Source organism: Chromobacterium sp. ATCC 53434, assembly GCF_002848345.1.
Classification (GTDB): domain Bacteria; phylum Pseudomonadota; class Gammaproteobacteria; order Burkholderiales; family Chromobacteriaceae; genus Chromobacterium.
This window is the reverse complement of sequence record NZ_CP025429.1, coordinates 3765055-3787332: the sequence shown is the minus strand read 5'-3', so window position 1 is coordinate 3787332 and position 22278 is coordinate 3765055. Positions and strand designations below refer to the sequence as shown.

16 protein-coding genes, 2 tRNA genes and 2 rRNA genes are annotated in these 22278 nt (G+C 64.3%); 13 read left to right on the top strand and 7 right to left on the bottom strand.

Translation table 11 applies throughout. The features are described 5' to 3' along the window. From CXB49_RS16645 to CXB49_RS16625, 5 genes are all read left to right on the top strand, one after another. Positions 1-77 (top strand) — tRNA-Ile (locus tag CXB49_RS16645). A gap of 122 nt (positions 78-199) precedes the next feature. Then, positions 200-275: transfer RNA gene (locus CXB49_RS16640), tRNA-Ala, on the top strand. A 256-nt stretch (positions 276-531) separates the two neighbouring features. Then, positions 532-3423 (top strand): 23S ribosomal RNA (locus CXB49_RS16635). Between the two features lie 124 nt (positions 3424-3547). After that, positions 3548-3662: ribosomal RNA gene (rrf, locus tag CXB49_RS16630) — 5S ribosomal RNA — on the top strand. A 188-nt stretch (positions 3663-3850) separates the two neighbouring features. Then, positions 3851-4741 carry an ion channel gene (locus CXB49_RS16625; protein ID WP_101709436.1) on the top strand — a complete coding sequence of 297 codons (891 nt, stop codon included), beginning with the start codon at positions 3851-3853 and terminating at the stop codon, positions 4739-4741. 65 nt (positions 4742-4806) lie between these two features. Here the strand turns inward: CXB49_RS16625 and CXB49_RS16620 are convergent, their stop codons facing one another. Both CXB49_RS16620 and pssA read right to left on the bottom strand, forming a co-directional pair. Further along, on the bottom strand, positions 4807-6597 hold the full coding sequence (locus tag CXB49_RS16620) for an ATP-binding protein (RefSeq protein ID WP_101709435.1): 1791 nt from the start codon (positions 6595-6597) through the stop codon (positions 4807-4809). Between the two features lie 80 nt (positions 6598-6677). Then, positions 6678-8021 (bottom strand): CDP-diacylglycerol--serine O-phosphatidyltransferase, encoded by a 1344-nt coding sequence (gene pssA / locus CXB49_RS16615; protein WP_101709434.1) that lies wholly within the window; start codon positions 8019-8021, stop codon positions 6678-6680. Between the two features lie 145 nt (positions 8022-8166). Between pssA and CXB49_RS16610 the strand changes: the two genes are divergently transcribed. Next, entirely contained in the window at positions 8167-8691 is a 525-nt protein-coding gene (locus CXB49_RS16610) for an RNA pyrophosphohydrolase (RefSeq protein WP_101710742.1), read from the top strand. A gap of 114 nt (positions 8692-8805) precedes the next feature. Continuing rightward, complete coding sequence (parE, locus tag CXB49_RS16605; protein ID WP_101709433.1) at positions 8806-10770, top strand: DNA topoisomerase IV subunit B; 1965 nt, start codon at positions 8806-8808, stop codon at positions 10768-10770. A 55-nt stretch (positions 10771-10825) separates the two neighbouring features. On the opposite strand, the gene CXB49_RS16600 is transcribed toward parE, so the two are convergent. From CXB49_RS16600 to CXB49_RS16585, 4 genes are all read right to left on the bottom strand, one after another. Next, complete coding sequence (locus CXB49_RS16600) at positions 10826-11539, bottom strand: hypothetical protein (RefSeq protein ID WP_101709432.1); 714 nt, start codon at positions 11537-11539, stop codon at positions 10826-10828. A gap of 179 nt (positions 11540-11718) precedes the next feature. Then, positions 11719-12006, bottom strand: coding sequence for a YciI family protein (locus CXB49_RS16595; protein WP_101709431.1), 288 nt, complete (start codon positions 12004-12006; stop codon positions 11719-11721). A 26-nt stretch (positions 12007-12032) separates the two neighbouring features. After that, a complete protein-coding gene (locus tag CXB49_RS16590) occupies positions 12033-12629 on the bottom strand; it encodes a short chain dehydrogenase (RefSeq protein WP_101709430.1) in 597 nt (198 codons plus the stop codon). Between the two features lie 29 nt (positions 12630-12658). Further along, positions 12659-13255, bottom strand: a complete 597-nt coding sequence (locus tag CXB49_RS16585) for a short chain dehydrogenase (RefSeq protein ID WP_101709429.1) — start codon at positions 13253-13255, stop codon at positions 12659-12661. 122 nt (positions 13256-13377) lie between these two features. Between CXB49_RS16585 and CXB49_RS16580 the strand changes: the two genes are divergently transcribed. The 4 genes from CXB49_RS16580 (at position 13378) to CXB49_RS16565 (ending at position 16293) form a co-directional block, all read left to right on the top strand. Further along, on the top strand, positions 13378-14244 hold the full coding sequence (locus CXB49_RS16580; RefSeq protein WP_233492836.1) for a LysR family transcriptional regulator: 867 nt from the start codon (positions 13378-13380) through the stop codon (positions 14242-14244). A gap of 68 nt (positions 14245-14312) precedes the next feature. Continuing rightward, positions 14313-14870 (top strand): chromate transporter, encoded by a 558-nt coding sequence (locus tag CXB49_RS16575; protein WP_101709427.1) that lies wholly within the window; start codon positions 14313-14315, stop codon positions 14868-14870. Then, positions 14867-15382, top strand: a complete 516-nt coding sequence (locus CXB49_RS16570) for a chromate transporter (RefSeq protein ID WP_101709426.1) — start codon at positions 14867-14869, stop codon at positions 15380-15382. Before CXB49_RS16575 ends, CXB49_RS16570 begins: the two co-directional genes overlap by 4 nt. A gap of 65 nt (positions 15383-15447) precedes the next feature. Continuing rightward, positions 15448-16293, top strand: a complete 846-nt coding sequence (locus CXB49_RS16565) for an ABC transporter substrate-binding protein (RefSeq protein WP_101709425.1) — start codon at positions 15448-15450, stop codon at positions 16291-16293. 6 nt (positions 16294-16299) lie between these two features. On the opposite strand, the gene fumC is transcribed toward CXB49_RS16565, so the two are convergent. Then, positions 16300-17685 carry a class II fumarate hydratase gene (gene fumC / locus CXB49_RS16560; protein ID WP_101709424.1) on the bottom strand — a complete coding sequence of 462 codons (1386 nt, stop codon included), beginning with the start codon at positions 17683-17685 and terminating at the stop codon, positions 16300-16302. Between the two features lie 148 nt (positions 17686-17833). Here fumC and acnA point away from each other — a divergent pair, with 148 nt between their 5' ends. Both acnA and hemE read left to right on the top strand, forming a co-directional pair. After that, positions 17834-20506 (top strand): aconitate hydratase AcnA, encoded by a 2673-nt coding sequence (gene acnA, locus CXB49_RS16555; RefSeq protein WP_101709423.1) that lies wholly within the window; start codon positions 17834-17836, stop codon positions 20504-20506. Between the two features lie 201 nt (positions 20507-20707). Beyond that, positions 20708-21766, top strand: a complete 1059-nt coding sequence (hemE, locus tag CXB49_RS16550; protein WP_101709422.1) for a uroporphyrinogen decarboxylase — start codon at positions 20708-20710, stop codon at positions 21764-21766. Positions 21767-22278: the final 512 nt, after the last annotated feature.

Genomic DNA, 22278 nt, shown 5'->3' with positions numbered 1-22278 from the left:
GGGTTTGTAGCTCAGCTGGTTAGAGCACTGTGTTGATAACGCAGGGGTCGTAGGTTCGAGTCCTACCAGACCCACCAGTTACACTCTGGGTGTTCTGATGAGCACTACGGAGAACCATTTTTGTTCCAGGCAAGGCGCGAAGAAGCGAAGTGTGCGAATGCACATGAGCGACTGAGCAACGCGGCATGGGACAAAAAGAGGGGGATTAGCTCAGTTGGGAGAGCACCTGCTTTGCAAGCAGGGGGTCGTCGGTTCGATCCCGTCATCCTCCACCACTTACGCCGCAAACAAAATCAAATTGAGAAGTTTGATTCTGTTTGCGTTGTAGAAACGCCCGATCTTTAACAAACTGAAGAAGCCGAATATATAAGACGGCGAAACAAACGATAGGAGTTAACTCTTCTGTTGAATGAATCGTCATCTTGGGTATTTGATTGTATCTAAGGCTGCGTCGCCATATCAAAAGGGGCGGTGCGGTCGTCGCACAAACACTCTCTGTTGTTTTAGTGATTTAGGTTACTGAAATGATAGGGTCAAGCGACTAAGTGCATCTGGTGGATGCCTTGGCGATCACAGGCGATGAAGGACGTGTAAGCCTGCGAAAAGCGCGGGGGAGCTGGCAATAGAGCTTTGATCCCGCGATATCCGAATGGGGAAACCCACCGCTTAGGCGGTATCCCTGACTGAATACATAGGTCAGTGGAAGCGAACCGAGTGAACTGAAACATCTAAGTAACTCGAGGAATAGAAATCAACCGAGATTCCGTAAGTAGTGGCGAGCGAACGCGGAACAGCCTGTACGTGTTATGGATTGTGTTAGTGGAAGGTTCATGGAAAGGACCGCCGTAGTGGGTGATAGCCCCGTACACGAAAACACATTCCAGGGACTAGGCGTACGAGAAGTAGGGCGGGACACGCGAAATCCTGTCTGAAGATGGGGGGACCATCCTCCAAGGCTAAATACTCGTGATCGACCGATAGTGAACCAGTACCGTGAGGGAAAGGCGAAAAGAACCCCGGGAGGGGAGTGAAATAGAACCTGAAACCGGATGCATACAAACAGTGGGAGCGGACTTGTTCCGTGACTGCGTACCTTTTGTATAATGGGTCAGCGACTTACGTTCAGTAGCAAGCTTAACCGAATAGGGGAGGCGTAGGGAAACCGAGTCCGAATAGGGCGATTTAGTTGCTGGGCGTAGACCCGAAACCGAGTGATCTATCCATGGCCAGGATGAAGGTGCGGTAACACGCACTGGAGGTCCGAACCCACTAGTGTTGCAAAACTAGGGGATGAGCTGTGGATAGGGGTGAAAGGCTAAACAAACTCGGAGATAGCTGGTTCTCCCCGAAAACTATTTAGGTAGTGCCTCATGTATCACTTCCGGGGGTAAAGCACTGTTATGGCTAGGGGGTCATTGCGATTTACCAAACCATGGCAAACTCTGAATACCGGAAAGTGCAATCATGGGAGACAGACGGTGGGTGCTAACGTCCATCGTCAAGAGGGAAACAACCCAGACCGCCAGCTAAGGTCCCAAATGATCAGTTAAGTGGTAAACGAAGTGGGAAGGCCCAGACAGCCAGGATGTTGGCTTAGAAGCAGCCATCATTTAAAGAAAGCGTAATAGCTCACTGGTCGAGTCGTCCTGCGCGGAAGATGTAACGGGGCTCAAACTGATAACCGAAGCTGCGGATGCACAGTTTACTGTGCGTGGTAGGGGAGCGTTCTGTAGGTCTGTGAAGGTGTCTCGTAAGGGATGCTGGAGATATCAGAAGTGCGAATGCTGACATGAGTAGCGATAAAGCGGGTGAAAAGCCCGCTCGCCGAAAGCCCAAGGTTTCCTACGCAACGTTCATCGGCGTAGGGTGAGTCGGCCCCTAAGGCGAGGCTGAAAAGCGTAGTCGATGGGAAACGGGTTAAAATTCCCGTACTTTTATGTAGTGCGATGTGGGGACGGAGAAGGTTAGGTCAGCAGACTGTTGGAATAGTCTGTTCAAGCCGGTAGGCTGGGGTGGTAGGCAAATCCGCCGCCCCTTAAGGCCGAGACGTGATAACGAGGGTCTACGGACCTGAAGTGACTGATACCACGCTTCCAGGAAAAGCCACTAAGCTTCAGCTACATAAGAACCGTACCGCAAACCGACACAGGTGGGCAGGATGAGAATTCTAAGGCGCTTGAGAGAACTCAGGAGAAGGAACTCGGCAAATTGATACCGTAACTTCGGGAGAAGGTATGCCTGTTGAGGTGTAGTGATTTACTCACGAAGCTTTGACAGGTCGCAGAGAATCGGTGGCTGCGACTGTTTAACAAAAACACAGCACTGTGCCAACACGAAAGTGGACGTATACGGTGTGACGCCTGCCCGGTGCCGGAAGGTTAAGTGATGGGGTGCAAGCTCTTGATCGAAGCCCCGGTAAACGGCGGCCGTAACTATAACGGTCCTAAGGTAGCGAAATTCCTTGTCGGGTAAGTTCCGACCCGCACGAATGGCGTAACGATGGCCACACTGTCTCCTCCTGAGACTCAGCGAAGTTGAAGTGTTTGTGAAGATGCAATCTCCCCGCTGCTAGACGGAAAGACCCCGTGAACCTTTACTGTAGCTTTGCATTGGACTTTGAACAGACTTGTGTAGGATAGGTGGGAGGCTTTGAAGCCAGGACGCTAGTTCTGGTGGAGCCGACCTTGAAATACCACCCTGGTGTGTTTGAGGTTCTAACCTTGGTCCGTGATCCGGATTGGGGACAGTGCATGGTAGGCAGTTTGACTGGGGCGGTCTCCTCCCAAAGTGTAACGGAGGAGTTCGAAGGTTACCTAGGTACGGTCGGAAATCGTGCTGATAGTGCAATGGCAAAAGGTAGCTTAACTGCGAGACCGACAAGTCGAGCAGGTGCGAAAGCAGGACATAGTGATCCGGTGGTTCTGTATGGAAGGGCCATCGCTCAACGGATAAAAGGTACTCCGGGGATAACAGGCTGATACCGCCCAAGAGTTCACATCGACGGCGGTGTTTGGCACCTCGATGTCGGCTCATCACATCCTGGGGCTGTAGCCGGTCCCAAGGGTATGGCTGTTCGCCATTTAAAGTGGTACGTGAGCTGGGTTCAAAACGTCGTGAGACAGTTTGGTCCCTATCTGCAGTGGGCGTTGGAAGTTTGACGGGGGCTGCTCCTAGTACGAGAGGACCGGAGTGGACGAACCTCTGGTGTACCGGTTGTCACGCCAGTGGCATCGCCGGGTAGCTAAGTTCGGAAGAGATAACCGCTGAAAGCATCTAAGCGGGAAACTTGCCTGAAGATGAGACTTCCCTGGAGGCTTGACCTCCCTGAAGAGTCGTTCGAGACCAGGACGTTGATAGGTCGGGTGTGGAAGCGCTGTGAGGCGTGAAGCTAACCGATACTAATTGCTCGTGAGGCTTGATCCTATCATTTGAGTGACTTGGAGAACCAGGTGACGATGATGGAGTGTTGTGCGACACAATTAAATACCGAATATTCGAGGGTTGGTTTGAAACCGGCCCAGGCTTCTTGAGTTTGTACCAGTTTATGTCTGGTGGCCATAGCGAGGTGGTCCCACGCCTTCCCATCCCGAACAGGATCGTGAAACGCCTTAGCGCCGATGATAGTGTGGCATTCGCCATGTGAAAGTAGGACACCGCCAGACGCCCGATAAGCGAAACCCCAGCTCGATGAGCTGGGGTTTTTGCGTTGTGCGGTCGAAACGCGCGACCCCGAAAACCAGCCCCGCCGGAGCAATCCGGCGGGGCTTTGTCGTTTGCGGCGCGCGCATTGACGCCCGGCGGCATCGCCGACACAATCGGCGGTTTGCGAACTTCAACGGGACGACGGCAGATGATTCCCCGCAGAGCCAAGCCGGCGCGGCGCATAGAGGCGGGCGGGCGCAGCCTGTTCATTCACAGCCTGCCGCGCTACTCGCTGCACGACCTCTACCACTATTGCATGACCATCAGCTGGCCGTATTTTTATCTGTTCATCGCGGCCGCCTTCATTACATTGAACCTGTTGTTCGCCGGGCTCTATCAGCTGCAGCCGGGCGGCATCGCCAATCAATTCCCGCGGGGCTTTCTCGGCGCCTTTTTCTTCAGCGTCGAGACGCTGGCCACTGTCGGCTATGGCGACATGCACCCGCAGACCTTGTTCACCCACTGGATTTCGATGCTGGAGATCTTCATCGGCATGATGAGCATCGCGCTGATCACCGGTGTGACCTTCGCCCGCTTCTCGCGGCCTAGGGCGCGCATCGTGTTCACCGGCAGCGTCGTCGTGCGGCCGTTGGGCGGCGAGCCGGCGCTGATGCTGCGCGCCGCCAATGCCAGGAACAATGTGATCATCGACGCCAGCGCCAGGCTGCGCCTGCTGCAGCATGAGGTCACCTCCGAGGGGACGACGTTCCGCAAGCTGTATGATCTGAATCTGGTGCGCGACGAGCACCCGATGTTCGTGCTGGGCTGGACGCTGGTGCACAAGATAGACGAGAACAGCCCGCTGCATCAGCGCGATGCCGAGTCGCTGGAGAAGGCCAGGGCGCAGCTGATCCTGTCGATCAACGGCATAGACGAGACCACCATCCAGCCGATGGTGGCCCGGCATGTCTTCTCGCACCAGGATATCCGCTGGAATCACGCTTTCGCCGATCTGATCTACACCGATGACGACGAGAACGACCATGTCGACTATCAGAGGCTGCACGAAGTCAGGCCGCTGCCGCCCCGCCGGGATTAGAGACTGTTCCCAGCCTGAGCTCTTGGGCCTAAAGCGAGACTGGAGGCGGCCCTAGGATGCGGGGGCTAGCCCGGTTTCGCCGGGAAGGTGACGGTGAAGACGGCTCCGCGGCCGGGTTCGCTTTCCAGCCGGATCTGGCCTTGCAGGATCAGCTGCACCAGATTGTGCACCAGGGCCAGTCCCAGGCCTACGCCGCCCTGTCCCATGCGGGTGGTGAAGAAGGGATCGAATATCTTGTCGTGATGTTCCGGCGGAATGCCTTTGCCGTCGTCGGCGTAGCGCAGCGTGACTTCGTCGCCGCGGCAGGCGATGTCGATGCGGATCGCGCCCTTGTCTCGTCCGTCGAAGCCATGGGCCAGCGAATTGGCCACCAGGTGCGAAACCAGCTGCTCCAGCGCGCCTGGGTAATGGTCTATGACCAGTTCCTCGGGAGCCTGCAGCGTGACCGATATGCCGGGATGATGTTCCGGGGGCAGCAGCGCCTGCAATAGACTGGCGATGGTCCGGCCGGGGTGGAAGCTGCGCCGCGGCTGGTCCAGCTGATCGACGGCGATTTCCTTGAAGCGGCCTATCAGGTCGCCGGCCAGCTCGCTGTTGCGCTGAAGCAGCGCGCAGGTTTCGCCGGCTTTCTGCAGGAAGTCCTGCAGGCGCTTGCGCGACAGTTGCTTGTCGGCGTCGGCGCGGGCGATGTCGGCCGCGTCGGCCTGCATTTGCGAAGAGCCAAGCAGGATGTTGCCGATAGGCGTGTTCAGTTCGTGCGCCATGCCTGCCACCATGCGCGCCAGCGCGGCCTGTTTTTCGGCGATGCCGATCTGCCGCATCGCCGTTTTCAATTCGGCGGTGCGGGCCGCCACCCGCTCTTCCAGATGGCTGTTCAGCAATTGCAGCTCCGCCTCGGCTTCCTTGCGGGCGGTGATGTCGGAATAGGTGCCTATCATCCGCAGCGGCTGGCCTTGCCCGTCATGGCCGACCACCATGCCGCGGCCCAGCAGCCAGATCCATTGGCCGTTCTTGTTGAAGCGGTGTTCAACGGCGAAAGAGCCCTGGGCCTGGCGCAAATAGTCGGCCAGGGCGTCGCGAACGGCCGGCGAGTCATCCGGATGAATGCCGCTCTGCCACAGCTGGAAGCCGGCGACGCTGGCCGAATCGGACAGACCCAGCAATTGGCGGCAGCGCGTGGACAGGAAAATGCCGCCGTCGGCGATGCGCCAGTCCCAGACGCCATCGCCGGCGCCCTCCAGCGCGAAGTGCCAGCGCTCCTCGCTGTCGCACAGCGCCTGCAGCGCTTTTTGCTCGCCGGCGCGCAGCTGCTCGAACTCGCGGCGCACCCGCTCGGCCTCTTCGGCGCGCAGCGCGGCATCCTCCTGGGCGCGGGCATGTTCGTTGTAGATCTGGCGAAGGTCGCGCTCCACCATGCCGCGGAACTGGGCCAGCAACTGACCGTACTCCGAGGTGTAGGCGTTTTCGGCGCGGTCCAGGACGCAGATGGTGCCGAACACGTCCTGGTTGGGCCAGATCAGCGGCATGCCCATATAGGAGATCATGCCGAGCTTGATGTCGGGATTGTGATCCCAGTCGGGATCGGTCAAGGCATTGGGGACGATGAGCTCGCCGCGGCGGGCCATCACGGTTTCGCAATAGAGGCCGGTGCCCAGGTCGGCCTGCTCGTCTTCCTCGTAGGGATTGCCGTCGTTGCGGCTGGACAGGAATACCCGAATCCGCGGCGGCTGCACCCGCATGATCAGGGCCGCCGGAATGCTGACGATTCCGGCCAGCAGGTCCAGCACCTGCTGCCATTTTTCCGAGTAGTCGTGGCCGACCGCCAGCTTGCCGGTCTCCACCTTGATCGCGTCCATCGGCCCGCTCCGCTGGCCAAGCTATCTAGTCTTTTTAGCATATGGCGCCGGAAGGCCGGCGCGGAGCTTGCGGCCGACTGCTACAGCATCAGGTTCAACATGCGGTCTATCCGTACCCGGCTCAGGCGGGTCAGCAGCTTCTTGATCCGCTCCGGGTAATGGCGCACGTCCTCGAGCTCGCGGTAGTGGGCGAGCAGGGTGGTGTGGCGCATGATGCTTTGCTGTTCGGCCAGGCTTTGCTCGCGCAGCTGACTATGCGGATCGTGCAGCAGCAGCGCGTTTTCCAGATCCAGGCGGAAGGCGCGCGGATTGAGGTTGTTGCCGGTCAGTAGGATGTAGCGGGCATCGCTCCAGACGCCCTTCAGGTGGAAGCTGTTGTCGCCATCCTTCCACAGCCGTATGCGCAACTGGCCGCGCGTCAGATACTGGCGCTGCCGTTTGGCGAAGCGGCGCAGATTCATTTCGTACAGATAGGGCAGCGCGCCGATGACGCGGAACGGCTGCTCCGGCGGAATGTAGAAGTCGTTGGCGGTCTTGTCGCCGACGACGATGTCGATCTCGACGCCGCGGCGCAGCGCGCGGTTGATCTCCAGGACCACCGCGCGCGGGAAGTTGAAATAGGGCGTGCAGATGAACAGCTGCTGCTGGGCGCTGGCGATGACGTCCAGAATGACCCGGTTGAGCCGGTTGCCCTTGCCTATGCCGACGACGGGGCTGACGGCCAGCTGCTCGTCGGGCAGCGTCTGCGCGCCGTGCGGCCGGTACTGGCTGTGCGCCAGCTTGTCGCGGAACTGGCGAATCTCCTTGCGGATGCTGCGGGTCGGCGGCGTCGGCTTGTCCAGGCGGAACACGGCCGGGTCGTTGAAGAACTGTTCGGCCATGAAGCCGGCCATCGCGTCGGCCAGGGCCGGGCTGCGGACCAGGTGATAGCGGTCGAAGCGGTATTTGTCCAGCTTGTGCAGGTAGACGTTGTTCAGGCTGGCGCCGCTGTAGAACACGGTGTCGTCGACGATGAAGCCCTTCAGGTGCAGCACGCCGAACAGCTCGCGGGTTTGCACCGGCACGCCGTAGACCGGGATGTCCAATTCGCGGCGCTCGGCCTCCTCGCGGTACCAGCGCGCGTTGCAATTCGCCTGGTCCTCGCCGATGCGGCCGCGTTGCGCGCGGTGCCAGTCCACCATCACCCGCACGTCCAGCTGCGGCTGGCGTTGCTTGGCCTGGTACAGCGCATCCAGAATTTCCCGGCCGGCTTCCTCGTTTTCCAGGTACAGCGCGCACAGATAGACGCGGCGGGTCGCCGACGCTATCGCCTCCAGCAGCCGCAGGCGGAATTCGCGCGTTTGCAGCAGCGTGGTGAAGTCCTCCGGCTGCAGAGGCAGCCAGGGCAGGCGGGATAGCGTGGGTCGATTGAGCAGGATTGCCATGAATGCGCAGTAGAATGACGTTCAATCGACGCATCGTAGCACCGTTTGACCGCTTTGGGGGAGCGGCGGCGGCTGGCGAGCGCATGGCAAGCCGGCCTGAAATGTGCAAAAATTCCGGTAACGAGACGAATTGCAGGTTTTTTCCATGCTGGACCGGGACGGATACCGCCCAAACGTCGGAATCATCCTCACCAATGCCAGGAACGAAGTGTTCTGGGGCAAGCGTGTACGCGAACATTCCTGGCAGTTCCCGCAAGGCGGCATCAAGCCGGGCGAAAGCCCGGAGGCCGCGATGTACCGCGAACTGCTGGAAGAGGTGGGTTTGCTGCCTCAGCACGTGAAGATATTGGGACGCACCCGCGACTGGATGCGTTACGAGGTGCCGACGAATTGGGTACGCCGCGAATGGCGCGGCAGTTACAAAGGCCAGAAGCAGATCTGGTTCCTGCTCAGACTGGTGGGGCGGGACAGCGACGTCTGCCTGCGCGCGACCAGCCATCCGGAGTTCGACGGCTGGCGCTGGAACGATTACTGGGCGCCGGTGGACGCGGTGATCGAATTCAAGCGCGACGTCTATGAGCGCGCGCTGTCGGAGTTGTCGCGCTTTTTGCGCGGGGTGGAGAGCCACCACGCGTATCTGACGCGAATCTCGACGCAGAGCGAGCAGTGAGCGGCGGCAGGGACTTTTGCGATACAGCGACGGCGGGCGATGCCCGCTGTCTTCATTTGTGCCGCCCATCGCGGGCGGCGTCGACGTGATGCGCCGACAGGGCAAGACCAGAACATGACTCAACAATACGACGAATCCTCGGTACGGGTGCTGAAGGGGCTGGAGCCGGTCAAAGAGCGGCCGGGCATGTATACCCGCACCACCGACCCGACCCATATCTGCCAGGAAGTGATAGACAACGCCGCCGACGAGGCGCTGGGGGGCTATGCGCGCAAGATCGCCGTCACCGTGCACCAGGACGGCTCGCTGAGCGTCGAGGACGACGGTCGCGGCATCCCGGTGGGCCTGCATCCGCAGGAGGGCGTGCCGGTGGTGGAGCTGGTGTACACCCGCTTGCACGCCGGCGGCAAATTCGACAAGAAGGACGGCGGCGCCTACGCCTTCTCCGGCGGCCTGCACGGCGTCGGCGTGTCGGTGACCAACGCGCTGTCCACGCGTCTGGAGGTGGAGGTCAAGCGCGACGGCGGCGTGCACCGGCTGGTGTTCTCCGGCGGCGACGTGATCGAGCCGCTGGCCCGCGTCGGCGACTGCGGCCCGCGCACCAGCGGCACGCGGGTTCGCGTGTGGCCGGACGGCAAGTATTTCGAAAGCCCGCGCTACTCGATGCAGGAGTTGGAGCGCTTGCTGCGCGCCAAGGCGGTGTTGCTGCCCGGCGTGGCGGTGACGCTGACGCTGGAGAAGGCCAGCGGCGACGAGGTCAAGATGTGGCAGTATCCGGACGGCCTGAAGAGCTATCTGTCCGAGCTGTGCGGCGACGACGAGCCGGTGGCGCCGCTGTTCGCCGGCGAAGCCTATATCGGCGCCGACCACGAGCAGTTCGCCAAGGGCGAGGGCGCGCAGTGGGCGATGGCCTGGTTCGAGGACGGCGCCAGCGGCGAGAGCTACGTCAACCTGATTCCGACGCCGGTGGGCGGCACGCACGAGGCCGGCTTGCGCGCCGGCGTCTACGACGCGGTGAAGAGCTTCATCGATCACCACAACCTGCTGCCGCGCGGCGTCAAGCTGATGGCCGAGGATGTGTGGAGCCGCGTGCGCTTCGTGCTGTCGGCCCGGGTGCTGGACCCGCAGTTCCAGGGCCAGACCAAGGACAAGCTGACGAGCCGCGACGCGTTGAAGCTGATCTCGAGCCTCGCGCGCGATCCGGTCGAGCTGTGGTTGAACCAGCATGTCGAGGCGGGCAAGAAGATCGCCGAGCTGGCCATCCGCCAGGCGCAGAGCCGGCTGAAATCGGTCAAGAAGGTGGAGAAGAAGAAGGGCTCCGGCGTCGCGGTGCTGCCCGGCAAGCTGACCGATTGCGAGAGCGAGGACATCGAGCGCAACGAGCTGTTCCTGGTCGAGGGCGATTCGGCCGGCGGCTCGGCCAAGCTGGCGCGCGACAAGGAATACCAGGCGATACTGCCGCTGCGCGGCAAGGTGCTGAACAGCTGGGAGACCGATCGCGACCAGTTGTTCTCCAATGCCGAGATCCACGACATCTCGGTGGCGATAGGCGTCGATCCGCACGGACCGAACGACGAGCCGGACCTGTCCGGCCAGCGCTACGGCAAGATCGCCATCCTGTCGGACGCCGACGTCGACGGCTCCCACATTCAGGTGCTGCTGCTGACGTTGTTCTTCCGCCATTTCCCGCGTCTGGTCGAAAACGGCAACATCCATATCGCCCAGCCGCCGCTGTTCCGCGTCGACGTGCCCGGCCAGGGCAAGAGCCGGCCGCCGCGCAAGCTGTACGCGCTGGACGAGGGCGAGATGACCGCCATTCTGGATCGGCTGCGCAGCGAGGGCGTGCGCGAGAACGCCTGGAGCATCTCCCGCTTCAAGGGCCTGGGCGAGATGAACCCGGAGCAGTTGAAGGACACGACGATGAATCCGGACACCCGCCGCCTGGTCAAGGTGCAGGTGCGCCCCGGCATGCTGCAGCAGACGCTGGACATGTTCGTGATGCTGATGGGCAAGGGCGAGGCGTCCAGCCGTCGAGGCTGGATGGAGGCCAAGGGCAACGAGGTCGAGGCCGACATCTGACACCGCCGGTCCGGATCGACGCCAACCCGCCCGCCTGAGAAGGCCGGCGGGTTTTTTAGTCGTACCGGAACAGCAGCTCGGCCATCTCGCGCCGGCCGGCGGCGGACACGCAGGCGGCGCGCAGCCGCTCCAGCGCCGCCGCGTCGCGGGCCAGCGGATGGGCGCGCGACACATAGACCGCCATCGGCTCGCTGCTGACGGCCAGCTCGGCCCATTGGTCGGCCGGCGAGGAGAGCTCGCGCAGCACACGGCCGCAGCCGGGCCGCACGCACATCATCGCGTCCAGCCGGCCGATGCGCAGCATCGCGAAGCCCTGGCGCATGTCGTTGACCAGCACCGGATGGGCGCCGGAGGCGGCGACGAAGCCGTCCAGCGTATGCGTGCCGCGCAGGATGCCGACAGGTCTGTTGTTGAAATCAGCGGTCCGCAGCGGACGCGGGGCCTGGCGGTGGACCACCGACAGCTGGATCGCGGCGGGGCGGCACAGTTCCAGCGCAAAGGCGTCGCGCTCGGCTGAGGCGGTCAGCAGCGCCAGCGCGTCGCGGCCGGTCTTCAGGTCTTCCAGCACCCGGGACAGCGGCCGGGTATCCTGCGCCAGCGTCAGGCCGCTTTGCCCGGCCAGCCAGCGCAGGAAGCGCGGCGTCAGGCCGTCCCCGCTGGCCGGATCGCCCCACGGTTCTATCGCCTGGCTGGAGGCGGGTATCGGCTGGGCTTGGGCTGTTCCCTGGCACAGCAGCAACGCCAGCGCGGCGGGCAGGACAAGTTTCATCGCGGCTTTCCGTGCTGTGGCGGCTGCTGCAGTATAGATCGGCCCCGAAGGGCCGCCCAGCAGGCGGCCATCTGCGGCGTTGTCGGGCTGGGCCTTGGCATCACCAAGGCCTGCCCTCTCCGCCTTGCATCTGGCCGCCTGCTGGGCTGCACTGCTTGAAAAAGATCGTGAACAGGTTCTCAGGCGAGTAGCGTTTTCAGATCGTCTTGCGCCGCCTTGATGTCGAAGTCGACGATCTGATACTCGGCGACGTCGTGTTGCAGGTATGAATCTTCCGCCAGTATCGCCAGTAGGGCCGCCTTGGGCATGGACCTAGCCAGGATGACGCCACCCAGGCCGCTTTGCTTGGGGCCGGCGAACAGGATATTGCCCGAAGCCAGGTGGCGTTTTACCCATTCTCCGTGGCTTGGGATATGCGCTTCCACTTCGGCGGGTTTGCGGATATAGCTGATGTTGAGCAGATACATGCGTTTTCTCCTTTGCGCTTGGCGATTTACCAGACTTTGAAAACCTGACCGGTCTCCACGCCCTCTATGCTGCGTTGGTAGGCGAGGGCGACTCGGGCGGCCGGCACCGGCTCGAAACCCGGGAAGTAACTTTGCAAGGGCTCCCAGGACTCTTGCAGCACGTTTGGGCAAACCGCGTTGATGCGCAGCCCCGCCGCCAGCTCCACGGACGCGCCGCGCGCAAAGCCTTCTATCGCGGCGTTGACGGCGCAGGCGTTGCTGCCGTGGCGCAGCGGGATTTCGTTGCCCATTCCGCTGGTCAGCGTGATGGAGCCCCCGGCGTTGAGGAAATGCTGGCCGATCAGCGCCAGGTTGACCTGGCCCATCAATTTGCTGTCCAGGCCGACGCGGAATTGCTCGGGCGTCATCTCGACGAGCGGACCCAAGTGCAGCAAGCCGGCGGCGCAGACGATGGCGTCGACATTGCCTGTGCGTTCGAATAGCGCGTGTATGCTGTCAGGCTGGCTGATGTCGATGCGCAGCTCTCCGCTGTCGCGACCGGCGGCCAGGATTTGATGGTGGGACAGCGCTTGTCGCACCGCGCGTCCTATCGTTCCGTTCGCGCCCACTAGCAGTATTTTCATTTACGGTTTCTCCCAAGGGGTGACGGGGCCTACCACACGGTCAGCGTCTGGCCGTTGGCGATGCCTTCGACGCTGCGCACGAAGGCCAGCGCCGCGCGCGCGGCCGGCACCGGCTCGTAGCCGGGGAAGTAGGGCGCGTAGCCGTCCCAAGATTCCTGCAGCGCATTGGGGCTGACCACGTTGATGCGGCGGTCGCGGCCCAGTTCCAGCGCCGCGGCGGCGGCGAAGCCCTCCAGCGCGCGGTTGACCGCGGTGGCGTTGGCGCCCTGGCGTATCGGCTGGGCGCTGATGATGCCGCTGGTCAGCGTGATCGAACCGCCGTCGTTCAGATAGTGCTGGCCGGTCAGCGCCAGGTCTATCTGGCCCAGCAGCTTGTCGTTCAGGCCGACGCGGAAGTCGGCGGCGCGCATCTCGGCCAGCGGCGCGAAGTGCACGCTGCCTGTGGCGCTGACGATGGCGTCCAGGCGGCCGGCCTGTTCGAACATCTGCTGCACGCTGGCGCTGTCGGTGATGTCGACGCGCAAGTCGCCGCTGCCGCGGCCGGCGGTGATGATCTGGTGGTGGGACAGGGCCTGATGCACGGCGCGGCCCAGGATGCCGCTGGCGCCTACGAGCAGGATTTTCATGGCGTTCTCCGTTGTGGTTTGCGATTCCTCTAGTCTGCGTGAATTGCCTTCAGTGATTAATCCGCTAAGATGCATAAGATTAATAATCAGGAGTTTTTAATCTCGTGGATCGCCTGCTCAGCATGGAATTATTCGTCGCGGTGGTGGAGAAGGGCAGCTTCACCGCCGCGGCCGACGCTCACCGGCTGTCCCAGCCTATGGTCGGCAAGCATGTCGCGGCGCTGGAGGCGCGCCTCGGCGGCCGGCTCTTGGTGCGCACCACCCGCCGTCAGCAGCTGACCGAGCTGGGCCAGCATTACTACCAGCGCTGCCGCGCCATCCTGGCCGAGCTGGCCGCCGCCGAGGACGCGGCCGCGCTGTTGAGCGCGCGGCCGCGCGGCGTGCTGAGGATCAACGCCTCGGTGACTTTCGGCACGATCAGGCTGGCGCCGCTGCTGGCCGAATTCATGGCGCGCTGGCCGGACATCGGCGTGGAGCTCGAGCTTGGCGATCAATTGGTGGACCTGGTGGCCGACGGCTACGACGCGGTGTTCCGCATCGGCCGCCTGTCCGACTCCGGCATGGTGGCGCGACGCTTGCGGCCGTACCGGATGATGATCGCCGCCTCGCCGGCCTACCTGGCCGCGCGCGGCGTGCCGGCGACGCCGGCCGAGCTGGCGGGCCATGACTGCCTGGGCTTCAGCCGCTGGCGGCGCGACGACGGCTGGGACGCGCTGGCGCAGCTGCATGGGGTGCAGATAGGGGCCAGCCGCTTCCAGTGCAATCAGGGCCAGGCTTTGCGCCAGCTGGCGCTGGCGGGCGCCGGCATCGCGCTGCAGGCGGAGGCGTTGCTGGCGGAGGATGTGGCGGCGGGACGGCTGGTGTCGCTGCTGGACGCCTATCTGCCCGAGGCCAAGCCCATGCACCTGATCTATCCGGCCGACCGTCAGCCATTGCCGAAACTGCGGGTTTTCGTCGATTTCATTGCCGGGCGGCTGGGTGCGTTGTGAGGCCAGGTGACCGACCCTGTCAGAAATTCTCGTTTGTGCAGTCTGCCGCTGCCGAGTACTGTCAAGACATGGATACGGAACTGAATCAACCGAGCCGGCGCGACTTGTTCGCCGGCTTCTTCTCGATAGGCGTCAGCGGCTTCGGCGGTGTGCTGCCGCAGGCGCACAGCATGCTGGTGCAGCGCCGGCGCTGGCTGTCGGAGGCCGATTTCGCCGAGCAGCTCGGCCTGTGCCAGGTCTTGCCGGGGCCGAACATCGTCAATATGGCGGTATCGGTCGGCGCGCGCTTCCATGGGCCGTCCGGCGCGCTGATCGCGGTGGCCGGCCTGCTGCTGGCGCCGATGGCCATCGTGTTGCTGCTGGCCTCGCTGTACGGCCGTTACCGCCAGCTGCCGCTGGTCGAGCACGTGATGCACGGCCTGGCCGCCGCCGCCGCCGGCCTGCTGTTGGCGATGGCGTTGCGCCTGCTGTCGCGGATGGAGCGGCGCGCCTGGAGCGCGGTGGTGGTGGCCGCCACCTTCGCCGCCATCGCCGTCTGGCAACTGCCGCTGCTGTGGGTGCTGCTGGCCTCGGTGCCGCTGGCGCTGCTGCTGGCCTGGCTGACGCGCAAGGGGGCGGAGCGATGATCGCGCTGACCTTGCTGTGGCGCTTCGGCCTGCTGTCGCTGATGGCGGTGGGCGGCGCCAATGTGCTGCTGCCGGAGTTGCAGCGGCTGGTGGTGGAGCAGGGCTGGATGGGCGCGTCGCAGTTCGCCGAGCTGTTCGCGCTGGCGCAGGCGGCTCCCGGACCGAATGTGCTGGTGGTCAGCCTGATAGGCTGGCATGTGGCCGGCGTGGTCGGCGCGCTGGTCAGCATGCTGGGCATGTGTCTGCCGTCGTCGGTGCTCAGCTTCTACGTGTCGCGCTGGTGGGCCGAACATCACGGCAGCGAACTGACCCGGTTGCTGGCGCGCGCGCTGCTGCCGCTGACGGTGGGGCTGGTCGGCGCCAGCGCCTGCCTGCTGTTGCAGGCGGCCAACCGCGACGCCGCCGGCTGGGCGCTGAGCGCCGCGGTGGCGCTGATCGCCTGGCGCCTCAACTGGAACCCGTTGTGGTTGCTGCTGCTGGGCGCCTTGGTCGGGGGCCTGGGCTGGCTGTAATCCAGCAAAACGGCCGCAGCCGGCACGAACTAAAATGTCGTTACCACCACGGGACGGTTCGGCAGATGGCAAGAATCCTCGCTCTCTGGCTGCTGTGCGGCGCCTCGGCGCTGGCGCAGGCGGCCGGCATCCAGATTCACTACGCGCTGGTGTCCGGCGACAACGATCCGCACTGGCCGTATATCCAGGCGCTGCTGCTATTGGCCTGCGCGGAGGAGGGGCAGCGCTGCGAGCTGCTGGCGGCGCGCGACATGAACCAGGGGCGGGCGATGGAACAGATGCTGCGCCCGGATGGCCGGGTCGACTTGTTCTGGGGCATGACCAGCCGCGAGCGCGAGCGCAAGCTGCTGCCGGTGCGGGTGCCGCTGGACAAGGGCCTGATAGGCTGGCGGGTGATGCTGGTGGCCGCCGACCGGCCGCAGTTGCTGAAGGACGTGAAGACGCCGGCGCAACTGGCGCGGCTGCGCGCCGGCCAAGGCCAGGACTGGCCCGACACCCAGATCCTGCAGCAGGCCGGCTTGCCGGTGCTCACCAGCGCCGATTATCCGAACCTGTTCTCCATGCTGCGCCAGCGCCGCTACGACTATTTTCCGCGCAGCGTGATCGAGGTCAGGCAGGAGCTGGCGTCGCCGTTCGGCAAGGGCCTGGCGCTGGACCCCTATCTGCTGCTGCACTATCCGACCGCCTTCTATTTCTTCGTGTCGCCGAAGCGGCCGGAGCTGGCGAGCATGCTCCGGCAGGGATTGGAAAAGGGCGTGGCCGACGGCGGCTTCGAGCAGCTGTTCCAGGCGTTCAACGGCGAGCATCTGCGCGAGTTGAAACTATCGGGCCGCACCATCATCGAGCTGGCCAACCCGCTGCTGCCCGAAGCCACGCCGCTTGCGCGGCGCGAGCTGTGGTTCCATCCCTAGCCGGCGTCACACCATGTCTTCGGGCCTGACCCAGGCGTCGAACTGCTCGGCGCTCAGATGGCCCAGCGCCAGCGCCGCCTCGCGCAGCGTGGTGCCGTGATGGTGGGCGTGCTTGGCGATGGCGGCCGCCTTGTCGTAGCCGATGTGGGGATTCAGCGCGGTGACCAGCATCAGCGAGCGCGCCATCAGCTCGTCTATCCGCTGGCGATTGGCCTCCATGCCGTCGACGCAGTGTTCGCGCAGGCTGTCCATGCCGTCGGCCAGCAGCCTGACGCTTTGCAGGAAGTTGTGCGCGATCATCGGCTTGAACACATTCAGCTCGAAGTTGCCGGACGCGGCGCCTATGGCCAGCGCCGCGTCGTTGCCCAGTACCTGGCAGCACAGCATCGTCATCGCCTCGCACTGGGTCGGGTTGACCTTGCCCGGCATGATGGAGCTGCCCGGCTCGTTTTCCGGCAGCGACAATTCGCCGAGACCGCTGCGCGGACCGGAGGCCAGCCAGCGGATGTCGTTGGCGATCTTCATCAGCGCGGCGGCCAGCGTCTTCAGCGCGCCGTGGGCGAACAGCAGCGGCTCGTGGCCGGCCAGCGCGGCGAACTTGTTGGCCGCGCTCTGGAACGGCAGGCCGCCGTCTGCCGCCAGCCTGGCCGCCACAGCGGCGCCGAAGCGCGGATCGGTGTTGAGTCCGGTGCCGACGGCGGTGCCGCCGACGGCCAGCTGGCACAGCATCGGCTGCGCCGCGCGCACCGCCTGCTCGGACAGTTCCAGCTGCGCCGCCCAGCCGGATATCTCCTGGCCCAGCGTCAGCGGGGTGGCGTCCTGCAGATGGGTGCGGCCTATCTTGACGATGTCGGCGAAGGCCTGGGCCTTGGCGTCCAGCGCGCGCCGCAGCAGGCCCAGCGACGGCAGCAGCCGCTCGGCGAGCTGGGTCGCGGCGGCGACGTGCATCGCGGTAGGGAAGATGTCGTTGGACGACTGGCCGCGGTTGACGTCGTCGTTGGGGTGGATGCGCCGCGCTTGGCCGCGCTCGCCGCCCAACAGTTCCGAGCCGCGGTTGGCCAGCACCTCGTTCATATTCATATTGCTCTGGGTGCCGGAGCCGGTCTGCCATACCGACAGCGGGAATTCGCCGTCGTGGCGGCCGGCCAGCACCTCGTCGGCGGCCGCGGCGATGGCGTCGGCCTTGGCGCCATCCAGCTTGCCGAGCTCGCGATTGGCTTCGGCGCAGGCGCGCTTGACCCGCGCCAAGGCCCGGATCAGCTCCGGCGGCATCTTTTCGCTGGAGATATGGAAATGCGCCAGCGAGCGCTGGGTCTGCGCGCCCCACAGCGCGGCGGCGGGAACGTCGATCGGGCCGAAACTGTCGGTTTCGCTGCGTACGGTTGTTGTCATGCCATCATCCTTGTCGGGTCGAACTTGCGCCGGCGGGGCCGGTCCTAGCCTATCCTGATACACGATGTCGGACCCTGGCGGCGGACGAGCCTTCATCCGTCTTTCGCGGCCCCGCCGGCCGAGCGGCCGGCGCTCACCGGAGCTAACCATGTCCCTGCGTGCCCAAGATAGTCTGCGAGATTTCCAACTGGCCTCCGGCCGCAGCGTCCGTTTCCATTCGCTGCCGGCCTTGGCCGAACTCGGCGTCGGCGATGTCGGCCGGCTGCCGGTGTCGCTGCGCATCGTGCTGGAGTCGCTGTTGCGCAAGCTGGACGGACAGCGTATTACCGACGCGCATGTCAGGCAACTGGCAAGCTGGAAGCCCGGAGCCGAACGCAGCGAGGAAATTCCCTTCGTCGTCGCCCGCATCGTGCTGCAGGACTTCACCGGCGTGCCGCTATTGTGTGATCTGGCGGCGATGCGCGGCGTCGCCGCCCGCTTCGGCAAGCCGCCGGCCGCCGTCGAGCCGCTGGTGCCGGTGGACCTGGTCGTCGACCATTCGGTGCAGGTCGACCACTTCCGCGAAGCGGGCGCGCTGGATCTGAACATGAAGCTGGAATTCCAGCGCAACGCCGAACGCTACCGCTTCATCAAATGGGGCATGCAGGCGTTCGACACCTTCAAGGTGGTGCCGCCGGGCATAGGCATCGTCCACCAGGTGAATCTGGAATACCTGGCGCGCGGCGTGCTGCATGACGGCGACGTCTATTATCCGGACTCGCTGGTGGGCACCGATTCGCACACCACGATGATCAACGCGCTGGGCGTCGTCGGCTGGGGCGTCGGCGGCATCGAGGCCGAGGCCGGCATGCTGGGCCAGCCGGTGTATTTCCTGACGCCGGACGTCGTCGGCGTGCATCTGAAGGGCCGGCTCGCCGCCGGCGTCACCGCCACCGATCTGGTGCTGGCGGTGACCGAGCTGCTGCGCAAGGCCAAGGTCGTCGGCAAATTCGTCGAGTTCTTCGGCGAGGGCGCGGCGTCGCTGACGCTGCCGGACCGGGCGACGCTGGCCAATATGGCCCCGGAGTACGGCGCGACGATGGGTTTTTTTCCGCCGGACGAACGCGCCGCCGATTACCTGGCGGCCACCGGCCGCAGCGCCGAGGAGGTGGACGCCTTCCGCCGCTACTTCCAGGCGCAGCGGCTGTTCGGCATGCCGGACGCCGGCGACATTGATTACAGCGAGACCCTGGTGCTCGATTTGGCGTCCATCGTCCCCAGCGTCGCCGGCCCGCGCCGGCCGCAGGACCGCATCGCGCTGACCGAGCTGAAGCCGCGTTTCGGCGAGCTGCTGGCCAAGCCGGCCGCCGACGGCGGCTACGGCAAGGCGCAGGGCGGCGCGGCCGGCGACGGATTGCGGCACGGCTCGGTGCTGATCGCCGCGATCACCTCCTGCACCAATACCTCGAATCCGGGCGTGATGCTGGCCGCCGGCCTGCTGGCGAAGAAGGCCGCCGCGCGCGGACTGGCGGTGGCGCCGCACATCAAGACCTCGCTGGCGCCGGGCTCGCGGGTGGTCACCGACTACCTCGGCAAGGCCGGCCTGCTGCCGGCGCTGGAACAGCTGGGCTTCGGCGTGGTGGCCTACGGCTGCACCACCTGTATCGGCAACGCCGGCCCGCTGGCGCCGGCGATAGAGTCGGAAATCGCCGCCGGCGACCTGGTGTGCGCGGCGGTGCTGTCCGGCAACCGCAATTTCGAGGCGCGCATCCATCCGGCGATCAAGGCCAACTTCCTGATGAGCCCGCCGCTGGTGGTGGCTTTCGCCATCGCCGGCCGCGTCGACATCGATCTGGGGCATGAGCCGCTGGGCCTGGGCGCGGACGGCAAGCCGGTGTTCCTGCGCGACGTCTGGCCCAGCCTGGACGAGATCGGCGCGGCGCTGGCGCAGACCGCCGATCCGGAAACCTACCGCAAGCTGTACCGGGACCTGGCCGACGCCAATCCGCTGTGGGCCGGCATCCGGGCGGCCGGCGGCGAGGTGTACGGCTGGGAGCCGTCCAGCTATATCGCCGAGCCGCCGTTCTTCGCCGACTTCGCGCTGCAGCCGGCCGCGACCCGGCCGGTCAGGGGCGCGCGCGCGCTGGCCATCTTCGGCGATTCGGTCACCACCGACCACATCAGCCCGGCCGGCGCCATCAAGCCGTCGTCGCCGGCGGGACGCTATCTGCAGGAGCAGGGCATCAAGCCGGTCGATTTCAACAGCTACGGCTCGCGTCGCGGCCATCACGAGGTGATGATGCGCGGCACTTTCGCCAATGTCCGCATCCGCAACCTGATGCTGCCGCCGGACGCCGACGGCCGGCCGGTGGAGGGCGGGCTGACGCTGCGCCAGCCGGACGGCGAACAGCTGTCCATCTACGACGCGGCGATGGCCTATCAGGCCGAGGGCACGCCGACGGTGATCTTCGCCGGCGCCGAATACGGCACCGGCTCCAGCCGCGACTGGGCAGCCAAGGGCACGCGGTTGTTGGGCGTGCGCGCGGTGATCGCCAACAGTTTCGAGCGGATACACCGCTCCAACCTGGTCGGCATGGGCGTGTTGCCGCTGCAGTTCGGCGACGGAGACGGCGCCGCCGGCCTGGCCGGCGACGAGACTTTCGACCTGGAGGGGCTGGACGGCGAGTTGAAGCCGCGGCAGCAGGCGACGCTGGTCGTGCGCCGGCCGGACGGCGCCGAGCGGCGCCTGACGCTGACGCTGCGGATAGACACGCCGGTGGAGATAGACTACTACCGCCACGGCGGCATCCTGCCCTATGTGCTGAGGCAGATACTCGGCTGAGCCGTGATCCAAAACCCTGATCCGGCGTTGCGCCTTCTTGCCGTACCATTCGTACTGTCTGCGTCGGCGCGCCTTGGCTCGGGGTTTTTCTTCGCGGCATAGAGGCGACGGCCGGGTTTTCCGGCCGTTTTCGCTTATCCGCGCCGGCGACAGGGTTGGCTGCGATATAATGGCCGCCGATTTCCATAGCCGCGTGACGTCATGACCCAGCTGAAAAACGATACCTTCCTGCGGGCTCTGTTGAAGGAGCCGGTCGAATACACCCCGATCTGGATGATGCGCCAGGCCGGCCGCTATCTGCCGGAATACCGCGCCACCCGCGCGCGCGCCGGCAGCTTCATGGGCCTGTGCACCAGCCCGGATTACGCCACCGAGGTGACGCTGCAGCCGCTGGAGCGCTTTCCGCTGGACGCGGCCATCCTGTTTTCCGACATCCTGACGGTGCCGGACGCGATGGGCCTGGGCCTGTACTTCGCCGAGGGCGAGGGGCCGAAATTCCAGCGCCCGCTGCGCGACGAGGCGGCGATCCGCGCGCTCGAGCCCGCCGACATGGACAAGCTGCGATACGTGTTCGACGCGGTAGCCAGCATCCGCAAGGCGCTGGACGGCCGGGTGCCGCTGATCGGCTTCTCCGGCAGCCCGTTCACGCTGGCCTGCTATATGGTGGAGGGCGGCGGCTCCGACGACTTCCGCCACGTCAAGGCGATGCTGTACAGCCGGCCCGAGCTGCTGCACCACATTCTGGAGGCCAATACCCGCTCGGTGATCGCCTATCTGAACGCGCAGATAGACGCCGGCGCGCAGGCGGTGCAGATTTTCGACACCTGGGGCGGCGCGCTCAGCCACGCGGCCTACCGGGAATTCTCGCTCGCCTACATGCAGCGCATCGTCGCCGGCCTGAAGCGCGAGGCCGACGGCCGCAGGGTGCCGGTGATCGTGTTCACCAAGGGCGGCGGCCAGTGGCTGGAGGACATCGCCGCGATCGGCGCCGACTGCGTCGGCCTCGATTGGACCACCGACATCGGCCGGGCGCGCGCCCGCGTCGGCGAGCAGGTGGCGTTGCAGGGCAATTTCGATCCGAACGCGCTGTTCGCCGAACCGGCCGCGATCGAGCGCGAGGTCGCCCGAATCCTGCAAAGCTACGGCCAGGGCAGCGGCCATGTGTTCAATCTGGGCCACGGCATCTCGCAATTCGCCGATCCGGCCCATGCCGGCGCGCTGGTGGAAGCGGTGCACAGGCTGTCGCGCGGCTATCATTGACATCCGCATTTAACGGCCCGGCGAATGGCGATGGTGCGGGCGCCTGGGCGGCCGCACCATCGTGGTGCCTGGGCCGCGGCGCCGGTCTGTTTCCGGCGCCGGCCGAAACGACGCCTGCCTCCATTTGCGCGGACGCTATCAAAAAAACGGCTGGGTTTTTAAGGATTTATTAAACTTTCACGACATTGGCCACGTTGGGGGCGGCGGGGTATTGCCGCCCGCCAGCCGGGCGCTGTGTCATTGGCTGCAACAGATATTCCGCGCTAGGAAAATGACGGTTGACAGTTGGGCGGGCTGGTGGTCCGGCAAGTTATGCACACTGCCTAGTCCTTGCGCTTTTAGTTGTCAAGCGCGGTGGCTAAAAAAACAATACTTTTTTAAGTCTTTGAAAATAAAAGACTTTTACGTTTGATTAATTTTTGTGCAATCCAACGGAAACACTGATTTCACGGCTTTTTGCTCGCTATCACCGTGGTTGTTCACAAAGTTATCCACAAGATCTGTGCACAGCA

What these genes read in the sequence shown, in the direction of transcription:
- CXB49_RS16625 (WP_101709436.1), top strand. Translation starts at nt 3,851, where the DNA reads ATGATTCCCCGCAGAGCCAAGCCGGCGCGGCGCATAGAGGCGGGCGGG.
- CXB49_RS16620 (WP_101709435.1), bottom strand. Translation starts at nt 6,597, where the DNA reads ATGGACGCGATCAAGGTGGAGACCGGCAAGCTGGCGGTCGGCCACGAC.
- pssA (WP_101709434.1), bottom strand. Translation starts at nt 8,021, where the DNA reads ATGGCAATCCTGCTCAATCGACCCACGCTATCCCGCCTGCCCTGGCTG.
- CXB49_RS16610 (WP_101710742.1), top strand. Translation starts at nt 8,167, where the DNA reads ATGCTGGACCGGGACGGATACCGCCCAAACGTCGGAATCATCCTCACC.
- parE (WP_101709433.1), top strand. Translation starts at nt 8,806, where the DNA reads ATGACTCAACAATACGACGAATCCTCGGTACGGGTGCTGAAGGGGCTG.
- CXB49_RS16600 (WP_101709432.1), bottom strand. Translation starts at nt 11,539, where the DNA reads ATGAAACTTGTCCTGCCCGCCGCGCTGGCGTTGCTGCTGTGCCAGGGA.
- CXB49_RS16595 (WP_101709431.1), bottom strand. Translation starts at nt 12,006, where the DNA reads ATGTATCTGCTCAACATCAGCTATATCCGCAAACCCGCCGAAGTGGAA.
- CXB49_RS16590 (WP_101709430.1), bottom strand. Translation starts at nt 12,629, where the DNA reads ATGAAAATACTGCTAGTGGGCGCGAACGGAACGATAGGACGCGCGGTG.
- CXB49_RS16585 (WP_101709429.1), bottom strand. Translation starts at nt 13,255, where the DNA reads ATGAAAATCCTGCTCGTAGGCGCCAGCGGCATCCTGGGCCGCGCCGTG.
- CXB49_RS16580 (WP_233492836.1), top strand. Translation starts at nt 13,378, where the DNA reads ATGGAATTATTCGTCGCGGTGGTGGAGAAGGGCAGCTTCACCGCCGCG.
- CXB49_RS16575 (WP_101709427.1), top strand. Translation starts at nt 14,313, where the DNA reads ATGGATACGGAACTGAATCAACCGAGCCGGCGCGACTTGTTCGCCGGC.
- CXB49_RS16570 (WP_101709426.1), top strand. Translation starts at nt 14,867, where the DNA reads ATGATCGCGCTGACCTTGCTGTGGCGCTTCGGCCTGCTGTCGCTGATG.
- CXB49_RS16565 (WP_101709425.1), top strand. Translation starts at nt 15,448, where the DNA reads ATGGCAAGAATCCTCGCTCTCTGGCTGCTGTGCGGCGCCTCGGCGCTG.
- fumC (WP_101709424.1), bottom strand. Translation starts at nt 17,685, where the DNA reads ATGACAACAACCGTACGCAGCGAAACCGACAGTTTCGGCCCGATCGAC.
- acnA (WP_101709423.1), top strand. Translation starts at nt 17,834, where the DNA reads ATGTCCCTGCGTGCCCAAGATAGTCTGCGAGATTTCCAACTGGCCTCC.
- hemE (WP_101709422.1), top strand. Translation starts at nt 20,708, where the DNA reads ATGACCCAGCTGAAAAACGATACCTTCCTGCGGGCTCTGTTGAAGGAG.